The sequence below is a fragment of the Clostridium sp. CTA-5 genome, from assembly GCF_054768135.1.
The window spans coordinates 192,022-209,172 of record NZ_BAAAAT010000002.1 but is presented as its reverse complement, the minus strand read 5'-3'; the positions used below and the strand labels follow the sequence as shown (position 1 = coordinate 209,172).

Annotated in this window: 15 protein-coding genes; 10 read left to right on the top strand and 5 right to left on the bottom strand. The window is 25.8% G+C overall.

Annotated elements, in window-relative coordinates; all coding sequences use genetic code 11:
• Positions 1 to 436: 436 nt before the first annotated feature.
• A complete protein-coding gene (gene trpS / locus ACYUET_RS06255) occupies positions 437 to 1,453 on the bottom strand; it encodes a tryptophan--tRNA ligase (RefSeq protein WP_460278450.1) in 1,017 nt (338 codons plus the stop codon).
• 468 nt (positions 1,454 to 1,921) lie between these two features.
• On the opposite strand from trpS, the gene ACYUET_RS06250 reads away from it, so the two are divergent.
• Both ACYUET_RS06250 and ACYUET_RS06245 read left to right on the top strand, forming a co-directional pair.
• Positions 1,922 to 3,007: a glycosyltransferase family 4 protein gene (locus ACYUET_RS06250; RefSeq protein WP_460278449.1), complete on the top strand. Its 1,086-nt coding sequence runs from the start codon at positions 1,922 to 1,924 to the stop codon at positions 3,005 to 3,007.
• Positions 3,008 to 3,356: 349 nt separating this feature from the next.
• Entirely contained in the window at positions 3,357 to 3,899 is a 543-nt protein-coding gene (locus ACYUET_RS06245) for an ECF transporter S component (RefSeq protein WP_460278448.1), read from the top strand.
• Positions 3,900 to 4,067: 168 nt separating this feature from the next.
• Here ACYUET_RS06245 and ACYUET_RS06240 read toward each other — a convergent pair whose 3' ends face one another.
• Entirely contained in the window at positions 4,068 to 4,226 is a 159-nt protein-coding gene (locus ACYUET_RS06240) for a zinc-ribbon domain-containing protein (protein WP_460278447.1), read from the bottom strand.
• A 208-nt stretch (positions 4,227 to 4,434) separates the two neighbouring features.
• Positions 4,435 to 5,529, bottom strand: coding sequence for a GerAB/ArcD/ProY family transporter (locus ACYUET_RS06235; RefSeq protein ID WP_460278446.1), 1,095 nt, complete (start codon positions 5,527 to 5,529; stop codon positions 4,435 to 4,437).
• Positions 5,530 to 5,711: 182 nt separating this feature from the next.
• On the opposite strand from ACYUET_RS06235, the gene ACYUET_RS06230 reads away from it, so the two are divergent.
• The 6 genes from ACYUET_RS06230 to ACYUET_RS06205 all read left to right on the top strand — a co-directional run bounded on the left by ACYUET_RS06230 (position 5,712) and on the right by ACYUET_RS06205 (position 13,213).
• A complete protein-coding gene (locus tag ACYUET_RS06230; RefSeq protein WP_460278445.1) occupies positions 5,712 to 7,118 on the top strand; it encodes a spore germination protein in 1,407 nt (468 codons plus the stop codon).
• Positions 7,108 to 8,226 (top strand): Ger(x)C family spore germination protein, encoded by a 1,119-nt coding sequence (locus ACYUET_RS06225; RefSeq protein ID WP_460278444.1) that lies wholly within the window; start codon positions 7,108 to 7,110, stop codon positions 8,224 to 8,226. Before ACYUET_RS06230 ends, ACYUET_RS06225 begins: the two co-directional genes overlap by 11 nt.
• Positions 8,227 to 8,603: 377 nt before the next feature.
• Positions 8,604 to 9,824 (top strand): tyrosine--tRNA ligase, encoded by a 1,221-nt coding sequence (gene tyrS / locus ACYUET_RS06220; protein WP_460278443.1) that lies wholly within the window; start codon positions 8,604 to 8,606, stop codon positions 9,822 to 9,824.
• Positions 9,825 to 10,118: 294 nt separating this feature from the next.
• Complete coding sequence (locus ACYUET_RS06215; protein ID WP_460278442.1) at positions 10,119 to 12,038, top strand: flagellar hook-length control protein FliK; 1,920 nt, start codon at positions 10,119 to 10,121, stop codon at positions 12,036 to 12,038.
• A gap of 123 nt (positions 12,039 to 12,161) precedes the next feature.
• On the top strand, positions 12,162 to 12,419 hold the full coding sequence (locus ACYUET_RS06210) for an EscU/YscU/HrcU family type III secretion system export apparatus switch protein (protein WP_219780279.1): 258 nt from the start codon (positions 12,162 to 12,164) through the stop codon (positions 12,417 to 12,419).
• A 101-nt stretch (positions 12,420 to 12,520) separates the two neighbouring features.
• Entirely contained in the window at positions 12,521 to 13,213 is a 693-nt protein-coding gene (locus ACYUET_RS06205) for a metallophosphoesterase (RefSeq protein ID WP_460278441.1), read from the top strand.
• Positions 13,214 to 13,313: 100 nt separating this feature from the next.
• Here the strand turns inward: ACYUET_RS06205 and ACYUET_RS06200 are convergent, their stop codons facing one another.
• Positions 13,314 to 14,282, bottom strand: coding sequence for a methyl-accepting chemotaxis protein (locus ACYUET_RS06200; RefSeq protein WP_460278440.1), 969 nt, complete (start codon positions 14,280 to 14,282; stop codon positions 13,314 to 13,316).
• 48 nt (positions 14,283 to 14,330) lie between these two features.
• Entirely contained in the window at positions 14,331 to 15,011 is a 681-nt protein-coding gene (locus ACYUET_RS06195; protein ID WP_460278439.1) for a DUF2225 domain-containing protein, read from the bottom strand.
• A gap of 204 nt (positions 15,012 to 15,215) precedes the next feature.
• On the opposite strand from ACYUET_RS06195, the gene ACYUET_RS06190 reads away from it, so the two are divergent.
• Together ACYUET_RS06190 and ACYUET_RS06185 are read left to right on the top strand one after the other, a co-directional pair.
• Entirely contained in the window at positions 15,216 to 16,010 is a 795-nt protein-coding gene (locus tag ACYUET_RS06190) for a GTP pyrophosphokinase (protein ID WP_460278438.1), read from the top strand.
• A gap of 357 nt (positions 16,011 to 16,367) precedes the next feature.
• Positions 16,368 to 17,147, top strand: coding sequence for a hypothetical protein (locus tag ACYUET_RS06185; protein WP_460278437.1), 780 nt, complete (start codon positions 16,368 to 16,370; stop codon positions 17,145 to 17,147).
• Positions 17,148 to 17,151: the final 4 nt, after the last annotated feature.

Below are 17,151 nucleotides of genomic sequence, written 5' to 3'. Positions count from 1 at the left end.
AAAAGTATAATGTATACTTCTGTATATACAAATATTGTTAATATAGAAATATATTACCATAGGAATTGAGTTCAAACAAATATTTTTTAAACAAATATTCTGACATTATTAATATGAAAAATAACTCGATTTAATTAAGATAAAATTTTATTAATAGTTAGAAAAAATTAACAATTTTTAACTAGAGATAGGGGAAATACTGTTTTCTAAGAAGAAGAGATTAAAAATAATACATATTACAGATGCGAATTATAATGTAAAAGTTTGTTTTAAATTATCGTATATAAATAAAAAATACTAATATAATTTTATTAATTTATGGAAAAAATTAAATTTATCATTATATATTTTAATTAAAAATTAAATAAAATATATAATAATTAAATTGTAAAATACAGAAATAAAAATAGAAGCCAATTTTGGCTCCTATTTTTATTTAAAATGATTTTGGAATAAATCCTATTTTCTTTTGCATCTTTCTTAATGTCTTATTAGCAATATAAGAAGCTTTTTTAGCACCTTCACTGCATATTTCTTCTAACTTAGTTTTGTCTTTTAAGAATTCAGCTACTTTTTCTTGTACTGGAGTTAATTCTCCAATTACAGCATCAGCTACATCATTTTTTAATTCAGCATATCCTTTTCCTTCATAGTTACTAACTAAAGATTCTGGATTTACTCCTTTGATAGTTCCTAATATATTTAATAGATTTTTAACACCAGGTTGGTCATCAGTATAATTTACAATACCAAGACTGTCAGTTACAGATCTATTAATTTTCTTTCTTATAACATCAGGTGGATCCATAATTAATATAAAGCCATTAGGATTCTCATCAGATTTTGACATTTTCTTTGATGGATCTTGAAGGCTCATAATTTTTGCACCAGCTTTTGGAATATATGGATCTGGAATCTTAAATGTATCACTATAAGTACTATTAAATCTTGCAGCAATATCTCTTGCAAGTTCTAAATGTTGCTTTTGATCAGCACCAACTGGAACTAAATCTGTATTATATAAAAGTATATCTGCTGCCATTAATACTGGATAATTAAATAGCCCAGCACCTATTGAATCACCATACTTTTGTGATTTATCTTTATATTGAGTCATTCTACCAAGTTCACCCATATAACTATTACAAGTAAGTAGCCATGAAGCTTCTGCATGGGCTGAAACATGAGATTGAATAAATAATGTATTTTTATTAGGATCTATTCCTGCTGCTAAATATATAGATAATAACTCTAAAGTTCTTCTTCTTAAATCAGCAGGTTTTTGACGTACTGTTATAGCATGTAAATCTACAACACAATAATAAGTATCAAATTCATCTTGTAGCTTTACCCAATTTTTTAAAGCTCCAAGATAGTTACCTAAAGTTAAATCACCAGAAGGTTGAATACCACTAAAGATAACTTTTTTCTTTTCAACTGTATTTTCTGACATGAAAAACACCTCTTTCTAAGGTAGATAGTAATACTTATATTATAGTTTTTGCTTAATAGGAAGTCAATTATTACAAAAATAAGTAGAATTTTATTAGGAAAATGAAGGTTATATTGTACATAATACTCTGAATAATAGATTAATAAGAAGTAATATGATAAAATGGTTGTAAAATACTGTAGATGGATATAGTTAAAATAAAGATAATGTTTTAAGTAAATGTTGATATTTTAGTATAAGGGCGAACTGGCATTGGAATTTGCTTTTTAGAACTCTTAATGAAGATTTGTACAATTAATTGCTTGTCAGCAATCTTTGATTGGGAACACGCATTAATTGGACTAATATTTATTTTAGAGTTCTTAAAGTAAATTCCTCTGTCCATGTGAGCTTTATACTAAAATATCAACACTGTTTTAAAACATAGTCAAAATAGAAAAATGTATTTAGGTTTTGGAGGCTGAAATTATGAAATTATGTTATTTAGCAGATATTAATAGTGCTCATACTCATAAATGGTTAAATTATTTTGTAAAGAAGGGGTATGATATTCATGTTATATCACTTGGAAAAGGTGAATATGAGGGAGTTACAGTACATTGTTTAGATGTAGATGATGCTGTTATGAAAAAGGCTTCTGATAAAACAAAAATGGGATATTTAAAAAAGCTTACAAAGGTAAAGGAATTAGTTAAGGAAATAAAACCAGATATACTTCATGCTCATTATGCTAGTAGTTATGGTTTATTAGGAGCATTAACTAATTATCACCCATATGTGATTTCAGTTTGGGGTAGTGATGTTTATGATTTCCCTATAAAATCTCCACTACATAAATTTATAATAAAATATAATTTAAAAAAGGCTGATTATATTTTATCAACAAGTAATGTTATGAAAAAGGAAACTGAAAAGTATACTAATAAAGCAATTGAAGTAACACCTTTTGGAGTTGATATCAATAAATTTGTACCAAATAGAATAGATAAAGATGAAATTATAATTGGAACGATTAAAACATTAGAAGAAAAATATGGAGTTCAATATTTAGTTAAAGCATTTAAAGCTGTCAAAGATAGAAATAAGGATTTAAAGCTTAAATTAAGAATTGGGGGAAAGGGAAGTCAAGAAGGATACTTAAAAGAATTATCAAAGAAACTTGGTATAGAAAATGATGTTACATTTTTAGGATTTGTTAAGCCAGAAAATGTTATAAAAGAATTTCAAAATTTTGATATGGCAGTATTTCCTTCAACATTAGATAGTGAAAGTTTTGGGGTTGCAGCAGTGGAAGCAGAGGCTTGTGGTACACCAGTAATTGTTTCAGATGTAGGGGGATTAATGGAGTCAACAAAACCTGGAGTTACTAGTTTAGTTGCTAAAAAAGGTTCAGTATCTGAACTTACAGATAGAATAGATGAACTGGTTAAGAATAAAGAATTAAGAGAAAAAATGGGAAGAGATGCAAGAAAATTTGTTATTGATAACTATAGTTTAGAAGATAATTTTAGCTATGTAGAAAGTATTTATAAAAGAATAATAAATAAACTTTAATATAGTATTGATATTGTAGTATAAATAAAATTCTAAGTCTCAGATAAAGGTTGTCTTTAACTGAGACTTAGAAGTCGTTATCCAGAAGCGTGTAGATGTTATGAAATTACAGATACTAGCTATCGGATAAACAGAATTCTTAACCTTCAGAAAAAGCTTGTCTTTAAATGAAGGGTTAGAAGTCGTTATCCAGGAGCGTGTAGATGTTATGAAATTACAGATACTAGCTATCGGATAAAGTTTATAGAAAGGGGAATTTACTACAACAAAAATTGTATCGATATATTTGAATGAAGCATAATTTTTGAATATAATATCCTTAGAAATTATTATTAAGGGGGCAAAAATTATGGGAAGTAAAAAATTAAATACTAAAGAGTTAGTATTAATGGGATTAATGATAGCTTTAGTATACTTAGCTGGTAGTATAATTAAAATTCCTTCTGTTGGAGGATTTGTTCACATTGGTGATTGTATGGTATTTTTATCAGTAATAGTACTTGGTAAAAATAAAGGGGCAGTTTCTAGCGCATTAGGGATGTTTCTTGTTGATGTGTTAGGAGGATATTATTTATGGGCACCATTTACTTTAATAATTAAGGGGTTAATGGCATACCTTGCAGGAACTATTTTAGAAAGAATGAAAAGTCATAATGCAGTGTTTAGTTATATAATAGCATTTTTTATTAGTGGATTATTTATGGTTATAGGCTATTTCTTTGCTGGTACAATTATGGCGGGTTTTTTGACAGAAAAATCAGGATTTCTTCAAGGTCTAATATATGCATCTAAAGATATATTAGGAAATATAATACAAGTTGGAACTGGAATAGTAATTGCAATACCATTAAGTACTATATTAATAAAAGCTAAAAACTCAGTTTTTAATTAGATGATGCTTTGGATTTTAGGTAAATGAAATAAAATAATAGATTAAATATACCGGTATACTGGTTTATTATTTTTTTGAATGTGCCTTAATAATCATTTAAAATATAGTTGAAATAATAAAAGTTCTTTATGAATTTAATTCATAAAGAACTTTTTAATATAAAAATAACTATCTTCTGTTATTTCTATCAGCTTTTCTAGCTCTTCTACAATCAGGACATCTTACTGGTTCATTTTCAAATCCTTTTTCTTTGTAGAATTCTTGTTCTCCAACTGTGAAAATGAATTCCTTTCCACAATCTTTACACATTATTTTCTTATCTTCCATATTGAAATCCTCCTTAAATTTATAGGGCTAATTGACTTTGATAACTCCAACCTTATAAATAGAGAAGGAACGGGAAATTATCATCGAGAATCACCTATTATCTTTTAAATTTATTATAACATATATATGTTTTAATACAATATTTAAAATTTTAATTGAATAAATTTTATAAAACGATTAAATAACTGTATTTTATAGAATAAAATACTCACTTTATTAATTTTTTCTTTGAATTTTTTTTATATTGTGTATACATTATAATATAACCTAATAATGGTACTATCAATAATAGTATTAACGAAATTACTTGAAAATATCTTAGTGAATTAAACAAAATATAATTATTATTTGAAATTATATAAGATATTATAAAAACTACTATAGTAAACAAAGAAAAATATATTTTTTTATTTTTAATCTTATTTCTATACAATAAGTATATACCATAACTACACAAAATATACTTAATAAAAAAACTTATAACTATTCTAAAAATGTAAAAAAGTTGACCAAATTCTACAAACTCTAATGTTTTTACTCTTTGAGATTGTATAAAGCCTGAATAAAAGATGTTTGCAGCTCTTTCTACACCTAAAGAAGCAATTACACCTATCATAGAAAAGAGTAATATTACTGAACATAAAATTATTCCAGTAAATGCATGTTTTTTTAATTTATCTTTATTATTTAGTAACATTAAATAAGGAATTGTTATTGAAATTGAGGATAAAGATCCTGTTAATAAAACAATACACTTAAGTGTATCTAAATTTAATGCATCATGCATTATTGGAAGGATATAACTATAGTTTTTATAGGACTCAACTAAAACTCCAAGTACTACATCATTAGCTAATAAAAACGAAAAGCTAACAATAATAAATATTAAGATTGATGAAAACTTTCTTGTTAATACATAAAAAGTAGGTATTAAAAATAATACTATACAACACCAAACAGGAGCTTCGAGAAAGAAAGATGTATATACAAAATTTGATTCTGTAGAGGTACTTTCCACAGAGGTTAAGAATAATCCTATAGCAAATAAAAATATGAAAAAGTTCGATAGAAACTTAGGCATATATGAACTTGATAAATCGGTTATATTGAGATTTTGCATTTTAATTGATGAATTAATAATAAAATAAAAAAATAATATCATAATTAACAATGATATTAACAAATATATCCAAGTGTCTTGTTTGCCGTATTTTATAAATAAAGAACAATAAGTTCTAAGGCTAATTAAAGTACTTGCTAATATTAAAAATATAAAATGTTTGCTTGATAAATCTTTTTTCATTTAAATTACTCCCTTTTTAGCGTATATCAATAATTATTATCTAGTATTTTACAAAAATAATAAAATACTAAATTAAAAATATTATTTGTATTATTTTTCAAAATAATACCTCTGTTTTAGTATTAACAAAAAAATGAATATTAAACCATGTATAGAGAGATAATATCTTCAGGTGATGTATTATGAATAAAAATTTAAATTATTTAAAAAAACGTTTTGAAAAAGCATTTGATGCAAAGTACAGAGAAATTGACACTAAATTAGGAAAGGCGACGCTGGTATTTATTGATACTTTGTGTAATTCACAGTTTATAAGTGATTATATTGTAAGTCCTTTAAAAAATAAACAATATGAATGTAACACTATAGACGATGTTGTTACAAAGGTATTAGAAATCAACATAGCTGATTATGTAAAAGACATGGATGATGCAGTATTACATATATTATCTGGTGATATTGTATTAACTTTTGAAGATGAAGAGAAGATGATTTATTGTGAAGTTAAGGGGTTTCCTACAAGGGGAATTGGTGTACCATTAACTGAATCAGTACTTAAAGGACCTAGGGAAGGATTTAATGAACTATTTGTTAACAGTATTTCTCTAATAAGAAGAAAAATTAAAAATTCTGATTTGAAATTTGAACCAATATATGTTGGGGAAAAATCTCAAACAGTAGTATGTATATCTTATATAGAAGGAGTAGCGCCACAGTACTTAATAGATGAAGTTAGAAATACAATTAATGGGTTGAATTTAGATTTTATTTTGGATACAAATTATATAGAATCTAAACTAAGAAAGAAAAATTCATTATTTGATACTGTAGGTTATACAGAAAAACCTGATGAAGTAGCATCTAAAATTATGGAGGGAAGAGTAGCTGTATTAGTTGATGGGACTCCTTTTGTTATAACATTACCATGTTTCTTTTTAGAAAATTTTCAAACACCAGATGATTATTATTTAAATAGAATGTTTGTAAATTTTATGAGAGTATTAAGATGGGTAGCGTTTTTTTTAGCAACATTTATGCCAGGTTTATATATAGCAACTGTTACACATCATTTTTCTTTATTGACTCCAATGTTTACATTTAGATTGGCAGTTGCAAGGGCTGGAGTACCATTTCCAACGTGGCTTGAAGTGATAATAATGATGTTAGCATTTCAACTCATAAAAGAAGCAGGATTAAGATTGCCACAACCAATTGGAGGAGCTATGAGTATAGTTGCTGCTTTAATATTAGGAGATGCAGCAGTAGGAGCTGGAATAGCATCAAAAATAACTATAATAATAGTGGCATTAAGTACATTAAGTTATTTTCTTATACCTAAAATTTATGGAGCAGTTTCAATATGGTCTATTATAATTACAATTTTTAGTGCAGTTTTTGGATTACCTGGTTTGTTTACAGGATTTATAATTTTATTAGCCAATATAGCTGATTTAGAAACAGGAGGATACGCATATTTATTCCCCGTTGGAACAAATTCAATATATAAGTTTAAAGATGTGACTTTCAGAGGGCGTATAAGCAGAATATCTAAAACAATAATAGGAAAGGGGAGAGATGATGAAAATTAAAAAAATATTTATAATTTTAATATTAATTATATCTTCACTTTCTATGATTTCTTGTTTTAATTATAATGATATAAATAGAGTAACCTTTGTCACAGGCATTATTTTTGATGAAGACAAAAATTCCAATGTTGTATTATATTTAGATTGCGTAAAAGCATATAGAAATGCTAATGAAAGCGCTGATAAAGGAAAGAGAATACTTTATAAAGGTGAAGGAAAAACAGCGTTAGAAGCAATAAAGGATGTAAATAGAGTTTCTAGTTTTAATTTAAACTTTTCTCAAAATAGAGCATATATCTTTACAGGAAATGCCGTTAATAGCGGAATAAAAAAATATATAGATTTAATAAATAATGATCCAGAGTTTCCTATAACTCCAAATATATTTGTATATCATGGTGATATTAATCATCTTTTAGATATGTCTAAAAGTGATGAAGAATATTTAGGTTTATTTCTAGATAATTTAATAGAAAAAAATAAAAATACTCCTAAGGTTATACAATCTAATACTAATGATTATATGGCTAAAAGATTAATGCCTAATAATATTGCTATGATGACATCAATAGATTTAAAAGAGGATGTTTTAGATAAGAAAATACAACTTAATGGTGGAACTGTAATACAAAATGATAGAATGGTTGGTAAAATAGATAATTTAAATGCGTTAAGCTATAATTTATTAATAAATAATGTTAGAACTGGAAGTTTAGAAATTGTTAATGAAGAAACAGAAAATGATTTTATAACATTAAATATTCTTAAAGCTAGAACTGGTACATCTGTAACATACAATGATGATAAGATTATTTTAAAGAAAAAGATTAAGTTAAAAACTAATATAGCAGAATCTCAAAGTAAGCTTTTAATAAATTCTGAGCTTTTAGATAAATTAAAAAGATTAGAAGAGGAAAGCATAAAACTTCATACTAAACAAGTTTTTGAAGAATATAAAGAAAAAAATATTGATATATTAGAAGTTTTAAACTTGCTTAATAAAAAATATGGATATGAGGAAGAACCAGATTATTTATCAAAAGTAGAGTTAGAAGTTGATGTGGATTTACAAATAGATGGTACTGGAAGAGTTAAAAATACTTTATAATTACGATATGTTAAAAAAACATGTTGATATTGTAGTATAAAGCTCATGGACAGAGGAATTTACTTTAAGAACTCTAAAATAAAGATTAGTCCAATTAATGCATGTTCCCAATCAAAGATTGTGACAAGCAGATAATTTGACAAACCTTCATTAAGAGTTCTAAAAAGCAAATTCCAATGCCAGTTCGCCCTTATACTAAAATATCAACATTTACTTAAAATTTATCTTTTGTAATAAAGAGACCTAATGTAAACTGAGAGGATTTTTGGCCAATGTTGCCAAAATATAAGTATGAGGCTATACTATACATAAGGTACAATCGAAAGATGTATATGTTTTAGTTTTAACTAGTTATTTATTTAGGAGGTTTTATAGTAATGGCAAATGTATTAGATGAGTTACTGGATCGTGGGTATATAAAACAATTCACTCATGAAGAAGAAACAAGAAAATTATTAGAAAATGAGAAGGTAACTTTTTATATAGGATTTGATCCAACAGCAGATAGTTTACATGTAGGTCACTTTATAGCTATGATGTTTATGGCACATATGCAAAGAGCAGGACATAGACCAATTGCATTGTTAGGTGGCGGAACAGCAATGGTTGGAGATCCAAGTGGTAAGACTGATATGAGAAAGATGCTTACTAAGGAACAAATTCAACACAATGTTGATTCTATAAAGAAACAAATGGAAAGATTTATAGACTTTTCTGATGATAAAGCTTTAATAGTAAACAATGCAGATTGGTTATTAGATCTTAATTATGTTGACTTTTTAAGAGAAGTTGGAATTCATTTTTCAGTAAATAGAATGTTATCAGCTGAATGCTTTAAGCAAAGATTAGAAAAAGGATTATCATTTTTAGAATTTAACTATATGTTAATGCAAGGATATGATTTCTATGTTCTAAATCAAAAATATGGTTGTAAGATGGAATTAGGCGGAGATGATCAATGGTCTAATATGATTGCTGGTGTTGAACTTGTAAGAAGAAAAGCTCAAGGTGATGCAATGGCTATGACTTGCACATTATTAACTAATAGCCAAGGACAAAAGATGGGTAAAACTGTTGGTGGAGCATTATGGCTTGATGCTAATAAGGTATCTCCATTTGATTTCTATCAATATTGGAGAAATGTTGATGATGCAGATGTAGAAAAATGTTTAGCTTTATTAACATTCTTACCAATGGATGAAGTAAGAAGACTTGGTGCATTAGAAGGTGCAGAAATAAATGAAGCTAAGAAGATTCTTGCATTTGAAGTAACAAAACTTGTACATGGTGAAGAAGAAGCTAAAAAAGCAGAAGAAGCTGCAAATGCTTTATTCTCAGGTGGTGCAGATATGTCAAATGTACCAACAGTAACTATATCAAAAGAAGATTTAGGTTCATCTCTTTTAGATATAATAGCAAGTACTAAAATTGTACCATCTAAAAAAGAAGGTAGAAGATTAATAGAACAAGGTGGCTTATCAATTAATGGTGAAAAAGTTACTGAGATTTCTAGAACTTTAATTGAAGATGATTTTAAAGATGGTGCTGCATTAATAAAAAGAGGAAAGAAAAATTATAATAAAATAGAAATAAAATAATATATTTTAATTAAGAGCGATATTTTAAATGTACCCTATAGCATGGATAAGTAAAAAATCTATTCTATAGGGTATTTTTATATATAATAATGACAAGAAAAGTTAATTTATTCTTTAATAAGACGATAATTATATAGTATATTAAAAATAGAATGTTAGAATACGTTAACCAGGAATGGTACAGCTGTTACAATAAAAATAGAATTATTACATATATTAATTAATTACATAAAAATATAGAAAAAATATTTGATGATTTACATATAGTAAAAAAGTTAGGGGAGGGGAAAATATATGCCAGGGATTTGGAATGTAAATAATGTTTATACTAATAATACAAAAAAAGTTTCAAGTAAATTAACATTTGAGGTTGGAGAAAGATTTACTGGAAGAGTCGTTTCAAAAGGTCAAGGAAAAGATATTACTATAAGATTAGCAGATGGATGGCAATTTATTGCGGAAGTTGATGAAAATGTGAATTTAGATGACCTAAAATTAATGAAATTTGAAGTAGATGATTTTCAAAATGGTAAATTAAAATTAAAATTGGTGAAAGGTGAATCAAATAAATCTCAAACGACTGATGAAGTTTTTCAGGAAGTTATAGATAAAGAAGGACTTTCAAGTGAAGATATTAAAATTTTAGAAAAAATGCTTAAACATAATATGCCTTTAACAAGAGAAAATATAAATAAAGTTAAAGGGTTAATTGAATTTAATGAAAATATAAAATCAAATTCAGATGAAATAGATTCATTTATACAAAATTATCTTGAAAGTAAGGGGATAGATAGTTCTACGCCTAAAGGTTTATTAATAAAGCAAAATTTAAGTGAATTCTTTAAAGCTTTTAAAAATATGTCTAGTGAAGAAATTATTTTGTTCTTAGAAAATAATATTGATTTTTCAGCTGAAAATATAGAGAGTTTTAATAAATTATTTAAAGGGGATATGTCTATAGAAAAATCACTTGCTGAATTACTTTCTAAATTGGAAGTTCCAGATAGTAAATTAGATAAATTACAAAATAAAGATGTTATAGTTGATAGCACAAAGATTGATAATACAAATGTTGATAAAGAAATAAATAATAAAACAGAAAAAAATAATAATATAAATTCCCTAATATCTAAGTTATACGATTCAAATGATAATTCTAAGAATAAAGTAAGTATGCTATCATTATTAAAAAGTATATCAGGTGAGAATAAAGAAATTTTTAATTATTCGCTTAAGGAGATTGTTGATTCAAGAGCAGAATCTTTATCCACTAAAGATTTTAATGAATTAAGTTCATTAGTTTCTAAATTAGATGATGATGATGTGATAAATTTATTAAAGACAAGTTTAGAGAAGAATGAATTATCATTAGAAAATATTAAGGAGAATGGATTAAAATCTCTTGAGAAAAATGGAAAAGAAATTTTAGAGCAAGCATTAAGTAGTGGATTAGAAAAAGATATTAAGCTTACAGATAAAGAGTTCGAAAGACTTAATAACTTAATAAAGTATAAAATTCAATTGGATGATAATGGAAAGGTGAAAATGTCTAAGGTGGGCCCGGAGAAGTTAGAAACTCTTCCAATTAATAAGGATACTTCACTACCTCTAGTAAAAAGTGAACTTAATAATGATATAAAATTAAAAGACTCAACAATATTTTCCAATAAAGATGTTGTAAAAGAAGATATGCTGAATAAAATAAATGGAATACGAGATGTTGTAAAAGATATTATAAGAAATATTGAAAATAAAAATATTGGATATGAAAAAGCAATGGAATTTATAAAGAATAATATTAGTGATTTTAAAGTTTTTAATTCTATAAGTAATGAATATTATTACTTGAATGTCCCTGTAAATGTAAATGCGCAAGAATATCCTTGTAAATTAGTTATAAAAGATAATAGAAAAGATGGAAAAAAATTAGATAAAACTAATGCAAAAATGATAGTGACTGTTAAAACAATAAATTTAGGTGAAGTAGATGGGTATTTAACTTTAAGAAATAACAACATGGATATAGTATTAAAATGTTATAATGAGTATGTGTCAACTTTAAACAATAATAAAAATAAATTAATAGATGGATTAAAAACATTGGGCTTGAATTCAACCGTTAAAGTATCATTAAAAGAAGAGAATATGAATTTAGTTAATTGTGGTGAATTTTTTAATGATTTAAGTATTTCTAGTATTGATATTAAGGTATAATAAGCTTAATCTAATTAATAGAATATATTTTAAAATAATATGTTTATACTACAATATTAATATTTAATTAAAATATAGTTAATTAATAAGATTAAATAAGTATTTGTGGAGTAGGTGAAAAGTATGACTCAAAGGAAAAAAGCGGCAGCTCTTAAATATGAATTAAATAGTGATGCACCTGTTATAACAGCTTCTGGAATGGGGCATATTGCTGATAAAATAATTCAAAGAGCAGAAGAAAATGAAGTACCAATAGTGTATAATAAAGAGTTGACAGAATTACTTTGCAATGTAGATGTTGGTGATGAAATACCAACAGAACTATATGAAGCAGTAGCTCATGTAATAGCATTTGTTACAGATATAGATAAGATGATATAATTAGTATCTGTGTTATGTTTAAGTAAAAGGTTATAGTGAGAAATATAAACCGACATAGTTAATAATTATATTATTTGGAAAATAGAAAGGTGATACACGATATGGCACTTTATACCATTTCAGATTTGCATTTAGCATTTAATCTCGAAAAACCAATGGATATTTTTGGTGATAATTGGGTGAATCATTGCGAGAAAATAAAGGACAATTGGATTCGTAAGGTACAAGAAGAAGATACGGTTTTAATAGCAGGAGATATTTCATGGTCCTTAAAAGAATCAGATAGTAAATTTGATTTAGATTGGATTGATTCATTACCGGGAAGAAAAATTATAAGTAAGGGAAATCATGATTATTGGTGGGGAAGTATATCAAAATTAAATAATAAGTATGAAAAAACAAAATTCCTTCAAAATAATTTTTATTCATATGAAAATTATGCTATATGTGGAACTAGGGGGTGGATTTGTCCAGGTGGGGAAAAATATTCATTAAAAGATGAAAAGATTTATAAAAGGGAACAGATAAGATTAAGATTATCTATAGAATCAGCAAAAAACAATGGATTTGAAGATATTATAGTTATGATTCATTATCCACCAAGTAATGAAAAATTTCAAAAGTCAGCTTTTATTGAAATTTTTGAAGAATATAATGTAAAAAAAGTTATATATGGACACTTACATGGACCATCTTTAAAAGGAAAGTTACTTGAAGGGAATGTTGATGGAATAGAATATATATTATCATCAGCAGATTATATTGATTTTTCACCTAAACTTATTATAAAGTAAGGCTTTAACATTTTAAATGTTAAAGCCTTTTTAATATTCGTCTTAAACTAAAAATTGTATTTTAAATATAGTGAAATAATTGTTTGTATAAAAATTAATATTATTCAGAAATATTTTTACTTAAATTATTTAATGCATTATTAAACTTATTAATTGAATTTGATTGCTTTTCTAAATTTGCAGCAATTTCTTGAGTTACGGCTGAATTTTCAGCTGTAAATTCATTTATTTTTTCAATAGAATTAATAATTTTATCTTTTTCAGATGATGCTGTAGTTAAATTATTAATACTAGTAGTAATTTCATCAACAGTTTCTACGATAGCAGATTTTATATTTTTAAAGCTGCCTTTTGTAGATTCTAATGAATTATGTTGAGTAGCTAGAGCAGAATTTCCAGCATTCATAGCATTTGATGCATTTATAATATCTACTTTGATTTCTTCTAGTATACTAGTTATACTTTGAACAGCAAGTTTTGAATTTTCAGCAAGTTTTCTTACTTCACCAGCAACTACAGAAAAGCCTTTTCCAGCCTCACCAGCCCTAGCAGCTTCTATAGCAGCATTTAATGATAAAAGATTAGTTTGACTTGCTATTTGACTGATAGAATCAGTAATACTATTAACAGATTCTAATTTACTAACTAAAGCATTAACTGTTGTTGTTGAAGTAGTAAAAACATCTTGAAGTTCGTTTAATGAAGTATCAAGATTTTCTATAGAATTTATACCATTATCAGCTAATTTATCAGTATCTAGTACTTGGGAATGAACAGTACTTATATTAAAAGCTAATTCTTCCATATTTCCTCTAAAGTTATGAAGCATATCTGTAGCATTAACTATTTCCCTATGCTCAGATACTGTTGAATCAGCTAAATTTGATAATGATGAACTTATACTGTCAACTGATTGATGTATTTTAGAACTTTCATCCATTAATTCTGAAAGATCAGTACCTATTTTAGTTAATTTTGAATTAGTATTAGTAGCAGCTATGCCTATTTCTTGAGTATTGTTTAAATTGTTAGTATTTGAAGTTTGTTCTTTTTTTCTGAAAATGCTCATATAATATATCCCCCTTGAATAATTCTTAATATTTATACAATCATACGTTTAAACATTAGTTTCTTTAATTATATCTCGACCATTTCTAGCTAGTTCTTTAATTTTATATGAAGCACCCAAAGAGGTTATAGTTTTAGAATACCATATTAAAGCCTCTTGATAATTACCAATTCGTCTATTTAAGTCACCTATTAAATACATAGTAGAATCCCGTTGAAGACCATACATAGGAAATGCTTCATTGATATATGCGTCATTAAAAGCAATCAAAGCTTTATTTAAGAAGCGCAATTCTTCTTTTTCCATTTCTAAAAGTCTATACATCCATGAAATTTTCAAACAAATTATAGCTTTTGTACTATCCTTAAGTCCAAGAATTATAGCACTTATCAGAGCTAATTTATAGCGTTCTATAGCTAATTGTTCTGTTATTATATCTGGATAAACTCTTGGTTTCCATTTTGGTTGAATTTCATTTAAAATAGGATCTTTTTGATGCTTTTTAAGACTATTAAAATCTGCTTTAAGTGCTGCATATCCACAGTTGTTACATACCCATACATCATAAAAATAAGGATTAGCTACAGAATATCGTATAAAAAAATCAGAATCTCTAGATAATATTCTTGGCGAATTAGTTTTTATTAGATTAACCTTAAAGATATTATTACATACTGGGCATGTAACTTGTTTTTGAAATAAATGATTTTTTATTTCAATATTGTTCATCTATTGTTCACTCCTGATGATAAAAAATATTTAGTATATAAATATTTTGTATTTAAATTATATGTTAAAAACTTATGTTCAGTTATTAAATTATAACATAATTAGATAATAAAAAAAATAAAACTATCTAATATTGAAATCAATACACATAAATTGAACTTTTTGATATAATAAATATGAATGACAATTAAAAGGATGGTATTTATGGCGATAAACGATTGGAAAAGTTTTTTAATGCCTTATGAACAAGCAGTAGATGAACTTAAGGTAAAACTTAGATCTATTAGAAAAGAATACAGAAGAAAAAATGAATATTCACCAATAGAATTTGTAACAGGTAGAGTAAAAGAAATTTCTAGTATATTAGAAAAAGCCAATAAATTTGAGATACCTATAGATTGTGTTAAATATGAATTAGAAGACATAGCTGGAATAAGAATAATGTGTCAATTTGTGGATGATATAGACAGGGTAGTTGAACTATTAAGAGGAAGAAAAGATATGCAAATTCTTTATGAGAAGGATTATGTAAGAAATGTGAAAGAAAGTGGATATAGAAGCTATCATATGATAATTAAGTATCAAGTAAATATGGCAGAAGGTCCAGTAGAAATTTTAGCAGAATTTCAAATAAGAACTCTAGCTATGAATTTCTGGGCTACTATAGAGCATTCTCTTAATTATAAGTATAAGAAGAACATACCACATCAATTAAAAGAAAAACTTAAAAGTTCTGCAGATGCAGCATTTAGATTAGATGAGGAAATGCTCCAAATTAAAGATGAAATTAAAGATGCACAAAAATTATTTGAAGTTAAGTCTAGTTTGATATCAAATATAATGAACTCTTTATTGACTTTAAGTTCATTAGGTAAAGAAGTAGAATCTGCAAGGTATGAAAAAATGTTAAATAAACTTATTGAAGATGGAGAAGTTTGGGAGCTAAATAATTTATTATTTTCAGTAAAGAGAGATATAGAAAAGTATAGAGAACAATAATTTAAAGCTATGTTTGGTATGTAAATCAAACATAGTTTTTTGTTTAGTAAATATTTTACTAAATTACAACAATAAGGTGTATATTAAAAGTAGTATCTAAATAAAAAATTAAAAATGTTAATCAAATATAGATTTAGATAAATATTTAGTTAAAAATTGATAGTTGAAAATTAAAAGTTAAGAAATAAACTTTATGAAAGCATGGCAAAGTGACTTTTTTGTTTTGAGAAAATTATAGAATTTTAATGATGAAATTTAGCATTATATATTTTAAAAATCTCGTAAAGATTTATACATTAATTCTATACTGAAATGTGGTTTAGCAACTTTATTTTTGATAAAAAGGAGGAGTATATTATGAAAAAAGAAGATTTATTTGATAAGTTAAAAGATGAACCTCAATATATTCAAAAAATTGAAAATGTTGAAGATGAATTTAAATTATTCATAGTTAAAAATAATGGAAATAATATAAAATATATTAAAAATCCTAGTAAGGAAGTTCAATTAGAAGCAATAAAAAATAATGCTCTATCTGTACAACATATTGAAGATATTGATGAAGAGGTAGGAATTATTTCAGTAAAAGCATTATGGAATTCTTTGGGGTTAATAAAAAATCCAACAAATAAAATTATAGAATGCGCTGTTAAAACTAAAGGATGGGCAATACAGTTTGTAAAAAAACCAAGTAAAGAATTACAAATTTTAGCTGTAACAAAAGATTATGACGCTATTAAATATATTGATAATCCATCTGAAGAAGTACAAATTGCAGCTATTAAAAATTATTATGTTGCTATTAGATATATTAAAAATCCAACATTAAAAGCTAAAGTTGAGGCAATAAAATCTGATGCTGAAGCAATAAATTATATATCTAATTATGATTTAGATGAGATGAAAGTATTTATATATGAAAATATAAGTGTTGTTAAATATATATATGAAAACATAGATATTGATTTAGTGGTAGAAGTATTAATGGATAAAATTAAAGAAGAAAATATAGATAAAGATTATATTAAAAATTTTTTAGAATTAGAAATATTAGAAATGAATAAAATTAAATTCGTTCAAGAATATGGATCTATAACTGCCAAAAAACTATTAGTAGATTATAAATTATCATATTAAACAT